The sequence below is a fragment of the Streptomyces sp. R302 genome, from assembly GCF_012927245.1.
Taxonomy (GTDB): Bacteria; Actinomycetota; Actinomycetes; order Streptomycetales; family Streptomycetaceae; genus Streptomyces.
Window position 1 is genome coordinate 109,213 of sequence record NZ_JABBGE010000016.1, and the last position, 18,184, is coordinate 127,396.

The 18,184-nt window shown below is 70.2% G+C and carries 15 protein-coding genes, 1 pseudogene and 1 riboswitch; of the genes and pseudogenes, 6 read left to right on the forward strand and 10 right to left on the reverse strand.

All coding sequences use genetic code 11. The features are described from left to right. Window positions 1–20 precede the first annotated feature (20 nt). Window positions 21–130: riboswitch (TPP riboswitch) on the reverse strand. A gap of 29 nt (window positions 131–159) precedes the next feature. The 6 genes from rlmN to rpsB all read right to left on the reverse strand — a co-directional run bounded on the left by rlmN (window position 160) and on the right by rpsB (window position 5,846). Further along, on the reverse strand, window positions 160–1,266 hold the full coding sequence (rlmN, locus tag HHL19_RS35115; RefSeq protein WP_169094461.1) for a 23S rRNA (adenine(2503)-C(2))-methyltransferase RlmN: 1,107 nt from the start codon (window positions 1,264–1,266) through the stop codon (window positions 160–162). A gap of 80 nt (window positions 1,267–1,346) precedes the next feature. After that, a complete protein-coding gene (locus tag HHL19_RS35120; protein WP_169094462.1) occupies window positions 1,347–2,456 on the reverse strand; it encodes a phosphatidate cytidylyltransferase in 1,110 nt (369 codons plus the stop codon). After that, window positions 2,456–3,013, reverse strand: coding sequence for a ribosome recycling factor (gene frr, locus HHL19_RS35125; protein WP_169094463.1), 558 nt, complete (start codon window positions 3,011–3,013; stop codon window positions 2,456–2,458). The genes HHL19_RS35120 and frr overlap by 1 nt, the downstream gene beginning before the upstream one ends. Window positions 3,014–3,063: 50 nt before the next feature. Continuing rightward, a complete protein-coding gene (pyrH, locus tag HHL19_RS35130; protein ID WP_169094464.1) occupies window positions 3,064–3,831 on the reverse strand; it encodes a UMP kinase in 768 nt (255 codons plus the stop codon). A 170-nt stretch (window positions 3,832–4,001) separates the two neighbouring features. Continuing rightward, window positions 4,002–4,838 carry a translation elongation factor Ts gene (tsf, locus tag HHL19_RS35135; RefSeq protein ID WP_169094465.1) on the reverse strand — a complete coding sequence of 279 codons (837 nt, stop codon included), beginning with the start codon at window positions 4,836–4,838 and terminating at the stop codon, window positions 4,002–4,004. A gap of 111 nt (window positions 4,839–4,949) precedes the next feature. Next, window positions 4,950–5,846, reverse strand: coding sequence for a 30S ribosomal protein S2 (rpsB, locus tag HHL19_RS35140; protein ID WP_169094466.1), 897 nt, complete (start codon window positions 5,844–5,846; stop codon window positions 4,950–4,952). 257 nt (window positions 5,847–6,103) lie between these two features. Here rpsB and HHL19_RS35145 point away from each other — a divergent pair, with 257 nt between their 5' ends. After that, on the forward strand, window positions 6,104–6,553 hold the full coding sequence (locus HHL19_RS35145; protein ID WP_169094467.1) for a M23 family metallopeptidase: 450 nt from the start codon (window positions 6,104–6,106) through the stop codon (window positions 6,551–6,553). 69 nt (window positions 6,554–6,622) lie between these two features. On the opposite strand, the gene HHL19_RS35150 is transcribed toward HHL19_RS35145, so the two are convergent. The 4 genes and pseudogenes from HHL19_RS35150 to HHL19_RS35165 form a co-directional block, all read right to left on the reverse strand. After that, on the reverse strand, window positions 6,623–7,189 hold the full coding sequence (locus HHL19_RS35150) for a TetR/AcrR family transcriptional regulator (protein ID WP_169094478.1): 567 nt from the start codon (window positions 7,187–7,189) through the stop codon (window positions 6,623–6,625). Window positions 7,190–7,242: 53 nt separating this feature from the next. Beyond that, a complete protein-coding gene (gene whiG, locus HHL19_RS35155; protein WP_169094468.1) occupies window positions 7,243–8,079 on the reverse strand; it encodes an RNA polymerase sigma factor WhiG in 837 nt (278 codons plus the stop codon). 239 nt (window positions 8,080–8,318) lie between these two features. Then, the gene (dprA, locus tag HHL19_RS35160; protein WP_169094469.1) at window positions 8,319–9,479 is read right to left on the reverse strand and encodes a DNA-processing protein DprA; all 1,161 of its coding nucleotides are present in this window, start codon (window positions 9,477–9,479) and stop codon (window positions 8,319–8,321) included. Then, a pseudogene (locus tag HHL19_RS35165) lies at window positions 9,476–10,930 on the reverse strand (ATP-binding protein); the annotation flags it as partial. The gene dprA and the pseudogene HHL19_RS35165, both read right to left, overlap by 4 nt. Before the next feature lie 49 nt (window positions 10,931–10,979). Here HHL19_RS35165 and HHL19_RS35170 point away from each other — a divergent pair. The 5 genes from HHL19_RS35170 (at window position 10,980) to HHL19_RS38335 (ending at window position 17,587) form a co-directional block, all read left to right on the forward strand. Then, on the forward strand, window positions 10,980–12,542 hold the full coding sequence (locus HHL19_RS35170) for an integrase (protein WP_240982069.1): 1,563 nt from the start codon (window positions 10,980–10,982) through the stop codon (window positions 12,540–12,542). Beyond that, window positions 12,539–14,290: a hypothetical protein gene (locus HHL19_RS35175; RefSeq protein ID WP_169094470.1), complete on the forward strand. Its 1,752-nt coding sequence runs from the start codon at window positions 12,539–12,541 to the stop codon at window positions 14,288–14,290. The genes HHL19_RS35170 and HHL19_RS35175 overlap by 4 nt, the downstream gene beginning before the upstream one ends. Next, window positions 14,287–16,437: an integrase gene (locus HHL19_RS35180; RefSeq protein WP_169094471.1), complete on the forward strand. Its 2,151-nt coding sequence runs from the start codon at window positions 14,287–14,289 to the stop codon at window positions 16,435–16,437. Before HHL19_RS35175 ends, HHL19_RS35180 begins: the two co-directional genes overlap by 4 nt. Then, window positions 16,434–16,868, forward strand: coding sequence for a hypothetical protein (locus tag HHL19_RS35185; protein ID WP_169094472.1), 435 nt, complete (start codon window positions 16,434–16,436; stop codon window positions 16,866–16,868). Before HHL19_RS35180 ends, HHL19_RS35185 begins: the two co-directional genes overlap by 4 nt. A gap of 584 nt (window positions 16,869–17,452) precedes the next feature. After that, window positions 17,453–17,587 (forward strand): hypothetical protein, encoded by a 135-nt coding sequence (locus tag HHL19_RS38335; protein WP_277349259.1) that lies wholly within the window; start codon window positions 17,453–17,455, stop codon window positions 17,585–17,587. The last annotated feature ends 597 nt before the right edge of the window (window positions 17,588–18,184 follow it).

Below are 18,184 nucleotides of genomic sequence, written 5' to 3' on the forward strand. Positions count from 1 at the left end.
ACGCGGGCAGGGCGCAACAGCTCGAGGTACGACCGAACTTCCTACCCAGAATGACCTGGGCGAGGTTCAGAGGGTCTGCGGTCTACGGTTACCGCACTCTCAGCGCTGTGGCGCTCCCCTGTCGGAATATGCAGGTGTGTTCGAGCACAGGGTACAAGGTCAGCGTTCGGCGGCGGCGAGCTGTCCACAGGCGCCGTCGATCTCCTGGCCCCGGGTGTCCCGGACGGTCACCGGCACACCGTGCCGGGCGATGGCGTCGACGAAGGCCTTCTCGTCCTCCGGCCGGGAGGCGGTCCACTTCGAGCCGGGCGTCGGGTTCAGGGGGATCAGGTTGACGTGCACCCGCTTGCCCTTGAGCAGCTTGCCCAGCAGGTCACCCCGCCAGGCCTGGTCGTTGATGTCCCGGATGAGGGCGTACTCGATGGAGATCCGGCGCCCGGACCTCTCGGCGTACTCCCACGCCGCGTCCAGCACCTCCCGCACCTTCCAGCGCGTGTTCACCGGCACCAGCGTGTCCCGCAGCTCGTCGTCCGGGGCGTGCAGGGAGACCGCCAGCCGGCACTTGAAGCCCTCGTCGGCGAAGCGCAGCATCGCCGGCACCAGACCCACCGTCGACACCGTGATCCCGCGCTGCGACAGGCCGAGGCCGTCGGGCTCCGGGTCGGTCAGCCGGCGGATGGCGCCGACGACCCGCTTGTAGTTGGCGAGCGGCTCGCCCATCCCCATGAAGACGATGTTCGAAAGCCGCGCCGGCCCGCCGGGCACCTCGCCGTCGCGCAGCGCGCGCATGCCGTCGACGATCTGGTGCACGATCTCGGCCGTCGACAGGTTCCGGTCGAGACCGGCCTGCCCGGTCGCGCAGAACGGGCAGTTCATGCCGCAGCCGGCCTGCGAGGAGATGCACATCGTCACCCGGTCCGGGTAGCGCATCAGCACCGACTCCACGAGCGTGCCGTCGTGCAGCCGCCACAGGGTCTTACGGGTGGTGTCGTCGTCGCACGAGATGTGCCGCACCACCGACATCAGGTCGGGCAGCAGCTCCCCGGCCAGCTTCTCCCGCGAGGCGGCCGGGATGTCGGTCCACTCGGCGGGGTCGTGCGCGTACCGCGCGAAGTAGTGCGTCGACAGCTGCTTGGCGCGGAAGGGCTTCTCGCCGATCGCGGCGACGGCCTCCTTCCGCTCGGCGGGCGAGAGGTCGGCGAGGTGCCGCGGCGGCTTCTTGGCTCCGCGCGGGGCGACGAAAGTGAGTTCTCCGGGCTTGGGCATGGTGATACCAGTGTCGCAGAGATGCGGAGAAGGGCCCGCCATCCTGTGGACAACGGGCCCTTCTCGGAAAGAACACCAGGTCAGGTGGTGCCCACGAACAGTGCGAGGAGCAGCCACACCACCGGCGCCGTCGGCAGCAGCGAGTCGAGCCGGTCCATGATGCCCCCGTGCCCCGGGAGCAGCGTGCCCATGTCCTTGATGCCGAGGTCGCGCTTGATCATCGACTCGCCGAGGTCGCCGAGCGTCGCGCTCGCCGCCACCGCGAGGCCGAGGATCAGACCCTGCCACCAGGTGCCGTCGTCGATGAGGAACTGCATGCACAGCGCGCCGGCCGCCATCGCGAAGGCCACCGCGCCGAACAGCCCCTCGCGGGTCTTGCCGGGGCTGATCCGCGGCGCCAGCTTGTGCTTGCCGAAGCGCCAGCCCACCGCGTACGCCCCGGTGTCGCTGACCACCGTGAGCAGCAGGAAGGTCAGCACCCGCCACGGCCCGTCGCCGGCGGTGAGCAGCATCGCCACGAAGGTCGCCAGGAACGGCACGTAGAACGCGGCGAACACGCCCGCCGTGACGTCCTTCAGATACCCCTCGGGGGGTTCCGTCATCCGCCAGACGAGCACCGCGAGCGCCGTCAGGGCCATCGCGACCCAGGCGCCCTCGGGGCCCCGCACGTATCCGGCGACGACCATCGCCGCGCCGCCGACCGCGAGCGGCACGAGCGGCGCCTTGATCGCCTTGCGCTCCTGGAGCCGGGAGGTCAGCTCCCAGAGCCCGACGACCACGGCCACCGCGACGACCCCGACGAAGGCCGGCTTCCAGATGAACAGCGACGCGATGATCACGGCCCCGAGACCGACGCCGACCCCTATGGCCGCGCCCAGATCCCGGCCCGCGCTCTTCTTCTGCCGGGGCGCGGGGGCCGCGGACGGCGGAGGAGGCGGGGCGGGGCTGGGCATGGGCTCCTGCGGGTGCTCGTGCGGGGTCTCGTCACGGAACAGGGGACCGCTCGGGTGAGCGGCCCCCCGTCCGTGTCCGTCCTGGAATCCGCCGGCGGGTACGTCGGGCACGATGGGCATGGGGCGAGTCTGCGCCGCCCGGTGCCGATCGACGGCGGGACCCGCCGGGGCAGGCCCCTGGTCGGGTCCGCCGAGACCTGAACCGGCCGCCGGCGCTCCCCAGGATGAGTCGTTCATCAGACCTCGAGGAGCTCGGCTTCCTTGTGCTTCAGCAGCTCGTCGACCTGCGCCACGTACTTCGCGGTGGTGTCGTCGAGCTCCTTCTCCGCGCGGCGGCCCTCGTCCTCGCCGACCTCGCCGTCCTTGACGAACTTGTCGATGGTCTCCTTAGCCTTGCGGCGCACGGAGCGGATCGAGATCTTGGAGTCCTCGGCCTTGGTCTTGGCGACCTTGATGTAGTCGCGGCGGCGCTCTTCGGTGAGCTCCGGGAAGACCACCCGGATGATGTTGCCGTCGTTGCTCGGGTTGACGCCGAGGTCCGAGTCGCGGATGGCCTGCTCGATGTTGCGCAGCGCGCTCTTGTCGAACGGGGTCACCACGGCCATGCGCGGCTCCGGCACCGAGAACGACGCCAGCTGGTTGATGGGGGTGATGGCGCCGTAGTAGTCGGCCACGATCTTGTTGAACATCGCCGGGTGCGCACGGCCGGTGCGGATCGCGGCGAAGTCCTCCTTGGCGACCACGACCGCCTTCTCCATCTTCTCCTCGGCCTCGAGGAGGGTCTCTTCGATCACCACATGCTCCTGCGTGTCGTCGCGTTGTGTCGGTTGAGGGCGGGCCTGGGTCAGGCCCGGGTGCCCTGGTCGCTCACGAGTGTGCCGATCTTCTCACCCGTCACGGCGCGCGCGATATTGCCCTCGGCGAGCAGTTCGAAGACGAGGATCGGAAGCTTGTTGTCGCGGCACAGGGTGATGGCGGTGGCGTCGGCGACCTTGAGGTCGCGGGTGATGACCTCGCTGTACTCCAGGGCGTCGAACTTGACCGCGGCCGGGTTGGTCCTCGGGTCGGAGTCGTAGACGCCGTCCACGCCGTTCTTGCCCATGAGGAGCGCTTCGGCGTCGATCTCCAGGGCCCGCTGGGCGGCGGTCGTGTCGGTGGAGAAGTACGGCATGCCCATGCCGGCGCCGAAGATGACCACGCGGCCCTTCTCCAGGTGGCGCACGGCGCGCAGCGGGATGTACGGCTCGGCGACCTGGCCCATGGTGATGGCGGTCTGGACGCGGGAGTCGATGCCCTCCTTCTCCAGGAAGTCCTGGAGGGCGAGGCAGTTCATCACGGTGCCGAGCATGCCCATGTAGTCGGAGCGGGCCCGGTCCATGCCGCGCTGCTGGAGCTCGGCGCCGCGGAAGAAGTTGCCGCCGCCGATGACGATGGCGATCTGGGCGCCGTCGCGGACCACGGCCGCGATCTCACGCGCGATGGCGTGCACGACGTCCGGGTCGACACCGAGACCGGTACCGCCGGAGAAGGCTTCCCCGGACAGCTTCAGCATGTAGCGGCCGAGCTTCCTGCCGCTGTTGTCGTCGTGGCCCTGTTCGGCGCCCTGATTCATGGAGATCTCCTCGTACACATACGAAGAAGGCCATTGCCCTGGGTCCTCGTGGGTTTCCCGTACGGCAATGGCCTCCTCGTCACATCTGCGGTCGTCCCGCGCGGGGCGGGACGACTGTCTCAGACCCTACCCGGGTCCGGTGTCCGTCGCGTTCGCGTGGACGGACGGACTCAGATGCCGACCTTGATGCGGCTGAAGCGCTTCAGGGTGACACCGGCCTCGTCCAGGATCTGCTGGACGGACTTCTTGTTGTCAAGGGCGTACGGCTGGCCGAGCAGCGTGGCGTCCTTGAAGAAGCCGTTGACGCGACCCTCGACGATCTTGGCGATCGCGGCCTCGGGCTTGCCCTCGGCGCGGGTGGTCTCCTCGGCGATGCGGCGCTCGGACTCGACGACCTCGGCCGGGACGTCCTCACGGGTGAGGTACTTCGGCGCGAAGGCGGCGATGTGCTGCGCGACACCCTTGGCGACCTCGGCGTTCTCCTTGTCGAACTCGACGAGGACACCGATCTGCGGCGGGAGGTCGGGCATGGTGCGGTGCATGTACGCGGAGACGTAACCGTCGGCGTAGGCCGCGAAGCGGTCGAGGACGATCTTCTCGCCGAGGTTGGCGTTGGCCTCGTCCACGAAGGCCTGCACGGTCTTGCCGGCCTCGATCTCGGAGGCGAGCAGGGCCTCGATGTCGGCCGGCTTGGTGGCGGCGACGTGGGCGGCGAGGGCGTCGGCGACGGCGAGGAACTTGTCACCCTTGGCGACGAAGTCCGTCTCGCACTTCAGCTCGACGATGACGCCGGAGGTGTTGTCGTCGGCGATGAGGGAGACCACGGCGCCGTTCTCGGCGGAGCGGCCCTCACGCTTGGCGACACCCTTCTGGCCCTTGATGCGCAGGGCCTCTACGGCCTTGTCGACATCGCCGTCGGCCTCTTCGAGGGCCTTCTTGCAGTCCATCATGCCGGCGCCGGTGAGCTCACGGAGCTTCTTGACGTCAGCGGCGGTGTAGTTCGCCATGAGTCTGTTTCTCTCTCGAAGTCAGAAAGATCTACGAAGATCTACGGCGGGACGGCGGGGGCTTTCTGAGCCCCCGCCGTCACCTCCGCGGTGTTTCCGGGGTGCGGAAGGTCAGCCCTGCTCGGCGGCCGGAGCCTCGGCCTCGGCGGCCGGGGTCTCGACCTGAGCCTCGGCCTCGACGGCCTTCTCGGTCTCGGCGGAGGACTGGACCTCGGCGGCCTCGTCCTTCTTCTCGCCCTCGAGCAGGTCGCGCTCCCACTCGGCGAGCGGCTCGCCGGCGGCCTTCTCGCCCGGCTTCGAGTCACCGGCGGCGGCACCGGAGCGGGCGATGAGGCCCTCGGCGACGGCGTCGGCGATCACGCGGGTGAGCAGGGTGACGGAGCGGATCGCGTCGTCGTTGCCCGGGATCTTGTAGTCGACCTCGTCGGGGTCACAGTTGGTGTCGAGGATCGCGACGACCGGGATGTTGAGCTTGCGAGCCTCGCCGACGGCGATGTGCTCCTTCTTGGTGTCGACGATCCAGACGGCGCTCGGCACCTTCTGCATCTCGCGGATACCACCGAGGGTCTTCTCCAGCTTGGCCTTCTCGCGCGAGAGGACCAGGAGCTCCTTCTTGGTGAGACCCGAGGCCGCGACGTCCTCGAAGTCGATCTGCTCGAGCTCCTTGAGGCGCTGCAGACGCTTGTAGACGGTGGAGAAGTTGGTGAGCATGCCGCCCAGCCAGCGCTGGTTGACGTAGGGCATGCCGACGCGCGTCGCCTGCTCGGCGATGGCCTCCTGGGCCTGCTTCTTCGTACCGACGAACATCACGGAGCCGCCGTGCGCGACGGTCTCCTTGACGAACTCGAAGGCGCGGTCGATGTACGACAGCGACTGGAGCAGGTCGATGATGTAGATGCCGTTGCGCTCGGTGAAGATGAAACGCTTCATCTTCGGGTTCCAGCGACGGGTCTGGTGACCGAAGTGGACGCCGCTCTCCAGCAGCTCCCGCATCGTGACGACGGCCATGGCCGTATCTCCTTGGGTTTCTCGGTTGTGTTCCTGACGCCCCGGCGCGCCGTGCCACGAAGGACCGAAAGGCGCTGCCACCGTGCTCGTGGAGACGAGTGGCGGGGCGTGCGAAGTCGACCCGGTGACCCGGGTCGCCATAGGAAGTGTACGGGAACCCGGGACCACCGGGTGACGGCCTTGTCCACAGGCCGCCGCTTGTCCACAGAAAACGCCCGCGCCCGTCCCGAACCACCCCGACCGGGGACGCTCTCCCCATGCAGCTCACGACGCTCTTCCTCGCCCTGACCTTCCTCTGGCCGGTCCCCCCGCCCCCACCGCAGATCCTGCGCGGCTGGCACCCCCCACCGGGCCCCTACGCCGCCGGCCACCGCGGCATCGACCTCGCGGCACCCCCCGGCACCCCGGTCCTCGCCCCCGCCACCGGCACCATCACCTACGCCGGCCAGGTAGCCGGCCGCGGCGTGGTCACCCTCACCCTCACAGCCACCGGCACGCCCCCACTCCGCACCACGTTCACCCCGGTCACCCCCCTGATCACCACCGGCACCCAGGTCACCGAGGGCACCCCGATCGCCGAGACCACCCTGGATACCCACTGCACCACCCCCTGCCTCCACTGGGGCCTCCTCCACGACGACACCTACCTGAACCCCCTCCTCCTGGCACCCAGAGCACGGTCACGCCTCCTACCGCTGGGCGGGTAGCCGGGGCGAGGGAGGGGTGAGGGGCGGGGGGGCGGGGGGGGAGGGGGGGGAGGGGGAGGTCCCCCGGGTTCAGGGGGTGGGGCCGGTTACGCCGTGGAGGGCCATGGTGACGGCCGCTTCGGTGATGGCGGTGGGGTCCTCGGCGGCGCCGAGTTCGATGCGGCGGACGGCGGCGTCCACGACGCCCTGGAGGAGCATGGCACCGAGGCGGGGTTCGGGGACGCCGAGGGCAGCGAGGGCGTCGACGACCATGGCGACGAGGCCGCCGTGGGCGGCGCGGATCTTCTCGCGGGCGCCGTCGTCGAGCTCGCCGGCGGAGATGGCGACGACGGCGCGGTGGCGGCGGTCGCCGACGAGTTCCAGCTGCTTGCGGACGTAGGCGGCGACCTTGTCCTCGGGGGCGTCGACGCCGGCCATGGCGAGTTCGACCTCGGCGGCCCAGACGGGGAAGTCGACCGCGCACAGTTCCTCGACGACGGCGGCGCGGGAGCGGAAGTACTCGTAGACCGACGAGCGGGCGAGGCCGGTGCGCTCGGCGAGCGCGGGGAAGGTCAGCGCCTCCGTCCCGCCCTCGGACAGCAGGGAACGCGCGGCGTCCAGGAGGGCGCCGCGCTGCATGGTCCGGTGCTCGGCCACGGAGGCCGCTCGAATCCTGGGCACGGCTCCACTGTACGACCGGTGCGGCGCGGTCAGCGTCCCACGTCGGCCAGCTTGGCGCGGAGCTGCAGGACGGACTTGGTGTGGATCTGGCTGACGCGGCTCTCGGTGACGCCGAGGACGTTGCCGATCTCGGCGAGGGTCAGGCCCTCGTAGTAGTACAGGGTGACCACGGTCTTCTCGCGCTCGGGGAGCGTGTTGATGGCGCGGGCGAGGAGCCGGCGCAGCTCGCGGTCCTCGGCGACCTCGACGGGGTTGTCGGCGGCCGTGTCCTCCAGGGTGTCCATGAGGGAGAGCCGGTCTCCGCCCTCGCCGCCGACGTGCAGCAGCTCTTCGAGGGCGACGACGTTGGCGAGGGACAACTGGCTGAAGACGGCGTGGAGTTCCTCCAGCTGGATGCCGAGTTCGGCGGCGACCTCGCTCTCGCTGGGGGTGCGGCGGAGCTGGGCTTCCAGGGTGGCGTAGGCGCGCTCGACGTTGCGGGCCTTCTGACGCACGGAGCGGGGGATCCAGTCGAGGGCGCGCAGTTCGTCGATCATCGCGCCGCGGATGCGGGTGATGGCGTAGGTCTCGAACTTGATGGCGCGCTCGACGTCGAACTTCTCGATGGCGTCGATGAGGCCGAACACCCCGGAGGAGACGAAGTCCGCCTGTTCGACGTTGGACGGCAGGCCGACGCTGACGCGTCCGGCGACGTATTTGACGAGGGGCGAGTAGTGCAGGATCAGCTGCTCCCGCAGCCGCTCGTCGCCGGTGGACTTGTACGAGCGCCACAGCTCGTCGAGCGAGGTCGGCGCGGCCGGCCGCACGGTGCCCCGGGCTGCTGGGGGCACCGCAGCGCGGTCAGACCCGGAGGTGTGCTGGGGCATGCGTTGCCTTGAGCCGTTCTGCTGTCGGGTGCGTCGGTCTGGGTGTCCTGTGGGGAATCCTGGTGAGCGTAGCGTGAGTGCGCTGTCGCGGTGAGCGAACAGGAGTGGATGGCGCCGGTCCGGGGGGCCGTGGTCGGCCACATCTTCGAACCGGCGTCGTGGCGCGCGTCGGCCCCGCTGGTGGGGCCGAGAGGGCTCGGTGGTTCATCGACTTCACCTTTTCACCCGAATGCGCCAGGTCAAGGACCGCCTCGCCGCGCGTTCGACACCGGCTTGCCGGTGTTCGTCAACCTCCATCCGTCGCCGTCCCGCTCGGCGTGGCCGAGGGCGTGCAGTTCGTAGAGCCGGGCGAGGGCTTCGTCGGGGGTGGTGCCGGCGCGGCGGGCGATCTCGGTGGTGGGGGCGGGTGGGTGGACGGGGAGGGCTTCGAGGACTTGGGCAGTGGCGGGGGCGAGCAGGTCGCGGGGGAGGACGGGGCCGCGTCGGGCGGGGGCGAGGTCGCCGATGGCGCCGACGAGTTCGACGATCTCGTCGGCGTCGGTGACGAGGGTGGCGCCGCCGCGCAGGAGCTCGTGGACGCCGGCGGAGAGGGTGCTGGTGACGGGCCCGGGGACGCCCATGGTGTGGCGGCCGAGGCGGGTGGCGGCGCGGGCGGTGACGAGGGAGCCGCTGCGGTGCTGGGCCTCGACGACGACGGTGCCGCGGGTGAGGGCGGCGATGACGCGGTTGCGGAGGATGAAGCGGCTCGGTGTGGGGTGGCTGCCGGGCGGGAGTTCGCCGATGAGGAGGCCCTGGCCGGCGATCCGGTCGAGGAGTTCGGTGTGGCCGCGGGGGTAGGGGGTGTCGACGCCGCTGGCGAGGACGGCGGCGGTGGCTCCGCCGGCGGCGAGCGCGCCGCGGTGGGCGGCGCCGTCGATGCCGTAGGCGGCGCCGGAGACGACGACCCAGCCGTGGCGGCTGAGTCCGGCGGCGAGGTCGGCGGCGGTGTGGGCGCCGTACGGGGTGCAGGCGCGGGCGCCGACGAGGGCGACGGAGCGCAGGGCCCAGGTGCGCAGGGAGGCGGGGCCGCGGGTCCACAGGCCGAGGGGGCGGGCGTCGCCGAGGTCGTCGAGCTGGGTGGGCCAGTCGGGGTCGCCGGGGACGAGGAAGCGGCCGCCGAGGCGGGTGATGTGGTCGAGGTCGGCTTCGGGTGAGGTGGTGCGGGCGCGGTGGCGCCAGCCGGCGAGGCGGCGGGTGCCGGTGGCGGGGAGCGGGGGTTCCCGGGGGTCTTGGAGGAGGGTGAGGAGGCCGTGGGGGCCGTGGGTGCGCAGGGCGTGGCCGGCTTGTTCGTCGCCGGGTTCGACGATGCGGGTGAGGGCGGCGCGGGCGAGGCGTTCGGAGTCCGTGGGGTGGCGGGTCATGGGCGGTCTCCGGTGGTGAGGGGGGCGCCTCGGGTGATGCCGGTGCGCAGTTCGAGGGCGTGGGCGAGGTCGTCGTGGTCGGGGCGGTCGTGTCCGGCGAGGTCGGCGATGGTCCAGGCGACGCGGAGGACGCGGTCGAGGCCGCGGGCGGTGAGGAGGCCGCGCTCGATGTCGCGTTCGGCGTGGGCGAGGGCGCCGGGGGCGGCGAGGTAGCGGGTGCGGAGTTCGTGGCCGGGGATCTCGCTGTTGAGGGTCCAGGGGGTGCCGGTGAGCCGGGCGGTGGCGCGGGCGCGGGCCTCGCGGACGCGGGCGGCGACGGCGGCGGTGGGTTCGCCCCTGCCGCCTTGGCCGAGGAGGTCGGAGCGGGTGACGGGTTCGGCTTCGACGCGGAGGTCGACGCGGTCGAGGAGGGGGCCGGAGAGGCGGGCCTGGTAGCGGCGGATGACGGAGGGCGGGCATTCGCAGCCGGCGCCGTGGAGGGTGTGGCGGCCGCAGGGGCAGGGGTTGGCGGCGAGGGCGAGGAGGAAGCGGGCGGGGAGGCGGACGACGCCGGCGGCGCGGGCGATGACGACGTGTCCGGATTCGAGGGGTTGGCGGAGGGCGTCGAGGGCCTTCGTCGAGAACTCGGGCGCTTCGTCCATGAAGAGGACGCCGCGGTGGGCGAGGGAGACGGCGCCGGGCCTGGGGATGCCGTTCCCGCCGCCGACGAGGGACTGCATGGTGGCGGAGTGGTGGGGCGCGCAGTAGGGGGCGCGGCGGACGAGGGGTTCGCCGGGCGGGAGGATGCCGGCGACGGAGTGGACGGCGGTGACTTCGAGGGATTCCTGGCGGGTGAGGGGCGGGAGGATGCCGGGGAGCCGTTCGGCGAGCATGGTCTTGCCGGCGCCGGGTGGTCCGGTGAGGAGCAGGTGGTGGCCGCCGGCGGCGGCGATCTCCAGGGCGCGGCGGGAGGTGTGCTGGCCGGCGACGTCGGCGAGGTCGGGGCCTTCGCCGGGGTCGGGGGCGAGGCCGGTGCCGATGCCGGCGCCGGGGACGAGGAGTCCGGCGAGCATGGCGTCGGGCCGGCCTTGTTCGGCGGGGTCCTCGTCGGGGACGGGTTCGTCGGCGAGGACGGCGATGAGCTGGCGGAGGGTGCGGACGCCGAGGACGGAGACGCCGGGGACGAGGGAGGCCTCTCCGGCGGTCTGTTCGGGGACGACGACCTGGTGGTAGCCGGCGTCGGCGGCGGCGAGGACGGCGGGGAGGATGCCGCGGACGGGTCGGACGCGTCCGTCGAGGCCGAGTTCGCCGATGAGGACGAGGTCGGCGATGGAGCGGGGGTCGATGCGCTCGGCCGCGCCGAGCACGGCGGCGGCCACGGCGAGGTCGAAGCCGCTGCCGGATTTCGGGACGGAGGCGGGGCTGAGGCCGACGGTGAGTTTCTTCTGGGGCCATTCGGCGCCGGAGTTCAGGGCTTCCCTATTTAATGTGCGTGTTGAAGCTGTACAGGAGGGGGTCGTGATGACGGACTGGCGCGTGTTCTGGGTGCCGCCGGAGAGGCTGAGGGGTGGGCTGCGGGCGGGCTCGCTGGAGGGGTGGGAGGACCTGCCGGCGCGGGAGACGGCTGCGGGAGTTCGGGCGGGTGACCCGATCTTCTTGTCGCCGGATTACCGTGTTGATCCGCTGCTGAGTTTGTACGGGCAGTATTCGAAGTTCCGCAAATACCAGCCGGAAACCAAGCGGAATTACGCGACGGACATCACACTTCTTCTGACGTTCTTGTGGGCTCGCGGTAAGTCATGGGTGGAAACGGTCGCGAAGGACCTTGAGGATTACGAGGACTGGCGGCGGTTCGCCCCGGGGAATCCGAAGCAGATCGGCGGGTCGAAGTGGGATCGGGAGCTTGCAGCGTTCCTGGGCCTCTTCACCTGGGCGAAGCGAGAAGGCTGGATATCCGAGAACCCGGTGACGATGCGGCAGGTGGTGACTCCGCGAGGCGAGGTGGTGGAGACCGCGGAGGCACGCGCCAAGGACGCCCGGCCGTCGAACGTGCACTGGCTGACGCCGCGGACGTGGCGGCTGTGGGTGGATGTGGGCCTGCGCGGGCACACGCGGGACGGGGTGCCGGAGCCGGGCTGGGTGGGCCGGCTGGAGGACCGCAACGTGGCCTTCGTGCGGATGCTGAACTCGTCGGGGCTGCGCCGGCTGGAGCAGGGGTCGCTGCTGACGTTCGAGGTTCCCAAGATCCCGTTGTCGGGGGGCCGGTACTGCCACGGGAAGGTGGCCGGCGCGGTGACCCGGTCAAAGGTGGGGCGGACGTTCTACGCCTCGACCGGTGCCGTCGGTGATGTCGAGAGTTATATGGAGGCGTCGCGGGCCTGGGCGGTACGGAAGGCCCAGCGGGCCGGCCGCTACGAACGGCTTCCGGAGATGCGGCTGGTCACCGAGCTCACGCGGGGGCTGAAGCCGAAGGTGCACTGGGTCGACCAGGACGGCGTCATGGGCGAGCGGGAGCTGGACAAGCTGACCTGGGAAGATCGCATCCTGCTGTTCGAGGAGGGGCCGCACGGTCCGGAACCGTTGTGGCTGTGGCTGAATGAGCAGGGCCTGCCGTTCCAGCCGCACTCGTGGGAGGGCGTCTTCCGCGCGGCGAACAAGCGCTGCGAACGGATCCTGACCCCGCCGAAGCACCTGCACCGGGATCCGCACAAGGTGTACGCGCCCTATGCGACCCCGCACTCCGCCCGCCATTCGTTCGCGCTGTTCATGCTGGTCGTGCTGAACGAGGTGATGGACCGGAAGTACGGGCTGACCCCGGAGGAGAGGCGGGACTTCCGGCTGCTCTACGGCGACCCGTGGTTCATGGTCCAGGGGCTGTTGGGGCATGCCTCGCGGGAGACGACGGTCAAGCACTACCTGGCGCCGGTGCGGAACCTGCAGCTGGAGTCCATGCTGGCCACGTCGGAGGAGCCGGTGGATGCGCCGATGCCGGACCTGGACCGGGTGTTCGCACGCGTCGCCCGGGACGCGGACGGCATCCAGGACATCGACGCCCGCCTGGCTCCCCGGGTGAGTGCCGCGTGAGCCGCCGGGGACGCAAGGCGTCCTTGCCTCCGGCCGATCACGCCCGCCCCGAACCGCTGGGGCCCGATGGGTTGGTCGTCCATCACTACAACCAGGAGGGCCGCCTCCAGGACTACGACTTCGCCGAGCTCGAAGTCGCTGAACCGATGCAGCGCTCGCTCGCCGTCCTGTTCGCGGCCGGCTGCAATCCGCACCGATGGACGGCCCACTCCAGCTCCTACGGGCAGTGGCAGCGCGTCAGGAGATTCACAGAGTACTTGTCCGAGCAGGAGGTTCCTCCGAACGATCTGGACGAGCTCACCGGAGCCGTGATCGACCGCTGGTGGATGAAGATGCGCACGACCTCCGGCAACCGGGCGACGTTTCGACTGGTGGCGACCCTGCTGCGGGGCGACGAACGCCTGCAGACGGGGCCGGTGGCCGAGGCCCTGGCCCGGCGCATTCCCGCTTCGAAGAGCACAACGCAGTCCTACAGCACGGCGGACTTCGCCAAGATCAAGACCGCGGCCCGGCAGACGTTGCGGTCGGCGCTGCTGCGCATCGAGGACAGCGCCCGGCACTTGGAGCGCTGGCGGGCCGGAGAGATACCGGACGGCAGCCGCGAGTTCGTCGTCGGCGAGGCTTTGGACCTGCTCGCCCGCACCGGTGACCTGCCCCGGTACACCAACAGGGAGGGCCGCCCGGCTGAGATCACCAAGCGGTACCACAAGGCACTGGGCGGAACGGCCGCCTGGGACACCTGGCAGCGGCTGTTCCCCACGCGCATGGAGGCGGTGGCGCTCGGAGTGCTGCTGATGGCCGAGTACGGGTGGAACCTGTCCGTGATCAACCGGGCGGTGGTGCCCCAGGCGAGCCCGGACCCCGGCTGGGACGGGCACCCTACCTACCGCATTCCGATCGAGAAGCGTAAGCGGGGCCGCGGCCGCTGGTTCGAGACGGAGAACGTCACGGATCACGGTGCGGACTCCCCCGGCCGGCTGATCACCCAGGCCCTGCAGGTCACCCGTTTCTCCCGGGCCGTGGTCGAAACCCTTGAGCCGGGCACCGACCGCCTTGTGGTCTGGCGGTCGGCCACCCCGGATCACGTGGGCAAGGACAGCGACCGTCATCCACCAGTGGGACCGTTCCGTATCGGCCTTGCAACCGACGACGCGCGCGACTGGACGAAGGACAAAGGCCTCGGCGGGTCACCGTTTCGCCGCGGGAGGCGGACCGTGACGGCCGTCGAGCGGCGGGAGCCGGCCCAGCACTCGCAGGAGAGCCACGACCGGCACTACGTCCTGCCCGACGAGAACGTCCAGGCCGCCGCCGTGCCGGTGATCGCGGCCGGCGCGGAGGCCGCTGCCGACCAGGCACGCGAAGCGGTGCTGGTGGCCGAACTGCGCGACACCCGGGATCCCGACGACGCCGAGACCGCGACCGCCGACTGCCACGACGCGGAAAGCAGTCCCTTTCCGGCTCCCGACGGAGGCTGCGGCGCATCGTTCCTGCTGTGTCTGGCCTGCCCGAATGCCCGCGTCCACAGTGATCACCACCCTCGGCTCGCTCACCTGCACGAGGCCCTGGGCAACATCCGGTCCGTGCTGCCCACGCCGACCTGGCAGCGGGACTGGGGCGATGCTCACGCTCGCCTTGAACACCTCAAACGCAGTGTCGGCGACGGCGGGTGGGCACACGCCCTGGCCCGGGTGACCGACACCGACCGCGAGCTCATCGACTTCCTTCTGACCGGAGACCTCAACGCATGACCACGGCCCTGGAAGTGGACCGCTTCCGCTTGCCCCTGCCCAATCCCACCACCCCCGTGGTCCCCGCTCAGCGCATCGTGGGCGAGCACGCCCACCTCAACGGCCGCTACAAAGATCCGGTCTGGCCGATGGCGCCCCTGACGGCGAACCCGAGCAAGAGCCTGGAGTCGATCCACTGGCGCCACTGTCCGGCTGCGCTGGACCCGGAGGTGCGGCTGGCCGCCTGGACCATGATCAACGGTGAACTGCGGCCCACCTTCCTCAAGGCCAGGAACATGCGGATCAGGGGACGGCTCTCGCCGGGCACAACCGTGCAGGTGGTGAAGGAGTGGATGCGCCTGGCCACATGGCTGGAGGCGCGGGGCATCTTCAGCCTCGGCGACTGCGACAGCACCGTCCTGCACGAGTACGGGGTGCATCTGCGCGACGGCGGCAACTCCAGGGCTCAGGTGGAGAAGTGGCTCGGCTGGGTGACACGGTTGTGGGCGTTTGACCAGCTCAGCGCCAGACCGTCCGGGATCGGGCGGCCGCCCTGGGACGAGGTGGGTGTGGATGACTACCTTCCGCAGGAGACCTCGTCCGGGGGTGAGAACACGACGGAACCGTTGTCGACAGCGACGATGGGTCCCCTGCTGGTCTGGGCGATGCGCATGGTCGACGACTTCGCCGACGACATCCTCGCGGCGTGGACGGAGGCCACCCGTCTGGTCAGCGCCTCCAAGACCAACCGGGCGAGCCCGGAAGGCCAGGCCGCTCTGGAGGCATACCTCGGCCCGTTGATATCTGCCGGGACGTCGCTGCCGGCGACCGAGCATCGCGGCCAGCGGTGTTTTGCCCGGGCCTATGTCATCGGCATGACCGGGGCATCCGCTAGGCAGGTCGACACGTTCAATGAGCGTCATGGCCTGACCGAAGCGGCCGCTGAGCGTCCCGGGCCTTGCCCACTGGCCGTCCCGGTGACGGGACGGATCGGCGGGGCTCCGTGGCGGGAGGCAGTCGACTTCAACGAGGCTGCCTCCTTGATGCGGCACCTGGGCACCGCCGCCTTCATCGTTTGCGCCTATTTGACCGGCATGCGCCCAGAAGAGGTACTGGGCATGAGTCACGGCTGCTGCCTGGACCCGGAGCCGGACGAGGACGGGAACATCGGCCGGCACCTCATCCGCAGCCGCGAGTGGAAGACCGCCACCGACGAGGACGGCAACCACCTGAGCGCCGGCGTCGAGCGCGAGGTTCCCTGGGTGGCCATCACGCCCGTGGTCAACGCCATCCGTGTCCTGGAGCGCATGGTCCCGGCCGGGCACCTGCTGTTCGACCACCTCGCCCACGACCTCAAGTTCATCCGTCCGGGCAGTGGGTCGCTGAAGTTGAGTGCGATGCGGACGCGGATCGAGGACTTCGTGGCATGGGCGAATGCGGAGGCCGATGCCCAGGGGCGGCCCGATGAGGTGATTCCTCCCGACCCGCTCGGCAACATCGGCACCGCGCGGTTCCGCAGGTCCCTGGCCTGGCACATCGCCCGCCGCCCGGGGGGCCTGGTCGCGCTGGCCATCCAGTACGGCCATATGCGCACGGCCCTGAACACGGACGTCTCCGGCGGCTACGGCACCCGCAGCCGCGGCGGGATCCACGATGTGCTGGCCCTGGAGACCGCGCTGGCGACCGCCGAGACGGCCGCGGAACTGCACGAGACCTTCGAAGCCGGCGGGGGTGTCTCGGGTCCGGCCGCCCGGCGGGCCCTGCTGGAGGCCGCCACCGGTCCGCGGTTCGAAGGGCGCGAGGTCACGAGGAACTTCGCCCGCCAGTACAGGGCCGCCCGCGAGCATCTCGCCCGCGATGGCGCGGTTCTCTACGACAATCCTCACGCCCTTCTGCTCTGCCTCTACAAGCAGGACAGGGCTCTTTGCGCCCGGGACGGCGTCAGGGACGCTCCCACCCTCGACGCGTGTGTTCCCGGCTGCGGCAACATCGTCCGCACCGACGAGCACGCCGTTCAGCTCCGGGCCAAGGCGGACTTCCTCGACAAGCAGGCGGTCCACACCCCTCAGCCGGTCGGCGACCGGCTTCGTGCCAACGCCGGCAAGCTCCGCTCGTTCGCCGACGATCATGACCGCACCCGCATCACCCGGCAGGAGATCCCCGCATGAGCCCGGCACCGGATGAACGTGACCGCATCCGTTCCGCGATGGACCGCATCCTGGCCGGAACCCCCGAGCACTCCAACGGGGCCCTGACCATCGTCGCCCTGGCGGCGGAAGCCCAGGTCCCCCGGAACGCGCTCACCCAGCGTCACCTCGATCTGAAGAACGAGTTCTACGACAAGGTCCGCGCCCGCGGGCAGATGCCGGACAGCGAGAAGCGACTGCGCAAGCAGATCGTCAAGCTCAAGGAACTGCGGGACAAGGACGCCGAGGAACTCGCCCAGCTGCGGGCCGATGTCCAGGGCCTGGTCCGCGCGGTCAACCAGCTCTCGCTGGAAAACCAGCAGCTTCGGACGGAACTGGCCGCGCCACGGGCCCGGCTCCGGGTCTTGCCCACGCAGCCCCGGCCGCCGGCCCCGCGCGGACTGGGCACATAAGTCCGTACGCGATGGTGCACGACGAAGTCGTACGCGACTGGGACGTTCATCTGTACTTCCCCCCTCGAGAAGAAGGGGGAAGTACAGGGATACGCGCTCAGGCCGCGGCTTCAAGCGAGTCCGGGACTCCGGCGAGGGCCCGGAGCCGGACAGCGAGGTCAGCGGGGTCGAGGCCAGCCAGGTCCCACAGGGCGGCGACGCACTGGGCGGAGGACCAGATCCCGGCAGCCGGGACAGGAACGGGGCCACCGCGACGCCGTACGGCCCGGATCGACAGCAACCCATGGCCAACGCCGTGACCGATCGGAACGCCTGGCCCACCCGGCTCTCCTCGCTCGGAATCTAACCAAGATCACTGGCTCAGCGCCGAGACCGTAACCGGAACCAAGCCGAGACTTGCCCGGAGCGCGAGCCAGCTATTACCCACCCAGCGACACCGCCGGCCAGCTCTCACTATTAGCCGCGCCGCACGGGGTTCCACATTCAGGGAGCCGCTTTTCAGTAGGCGCGATTCTGCTACTGTCGAGACACCCCTCCAAGAATTCCGGTGGATTTCAGCTGGTCTACCGGGAGGAGGTGATTCGGTGTCCGGCAGGAACCCCGACGAGGGAGCCAAGCCGGACCGGACCAAGCGGCAGTCAGCCGTCCAGATATGCATCCTGATCGCGCGTGCCAGCCAGGCCGCGTACTGGGTGTACAAGCTCTGGCAGCTGTACTAGCAGCAACGATGGGCCCGGCCGATGCCACGGCCGAGCCCATCCCAGGTCCGGAACCGGGGGCCCCACGATCTCGTGCAACAGAGGCGTGGGGCCCGACTCATTTGTGGACCGAGCGATCTGTCCGGCTTCCCGGAACTAATGATCGGGTGCAAGCATACATCCATTTTCCCGTTCGTGGAACCCGATGAATTCCTGATCCCGATTACCAAGTCGGGAAACTGTCGAATCTCAGGGTCTTCCAATTCCCGCGGATGTTGGCGTTTCATTCTCTCGGTTCGCCCCTGCCATGTGATTTCGTTTCCTCATCCTGTGTGGCGTTTCGGAGGCGTGGTCCTCGGCTTCGGGAGCGTCCCCGTTCGTTTCGGGAGCACGCTGCCGGGCTTCGACGCCGGCGGACGCAGGCCTTGGTCTCGCGGACGCAGGCCTCGGTCTCGGTCTCGAGGGCAGGGGCGGTCTCGGTCTCGCGGAGACAGGTCTCGGTCTGGCCTCGGTCTCGCGAGGAGGTCTCGGCGTTCAACGACACAGGTCTCGTCTTCATCGCGACAAGATTGGCGTTCAACGACACGGGGCCCGTGTTCAACAGCTGCTGTCGCGACA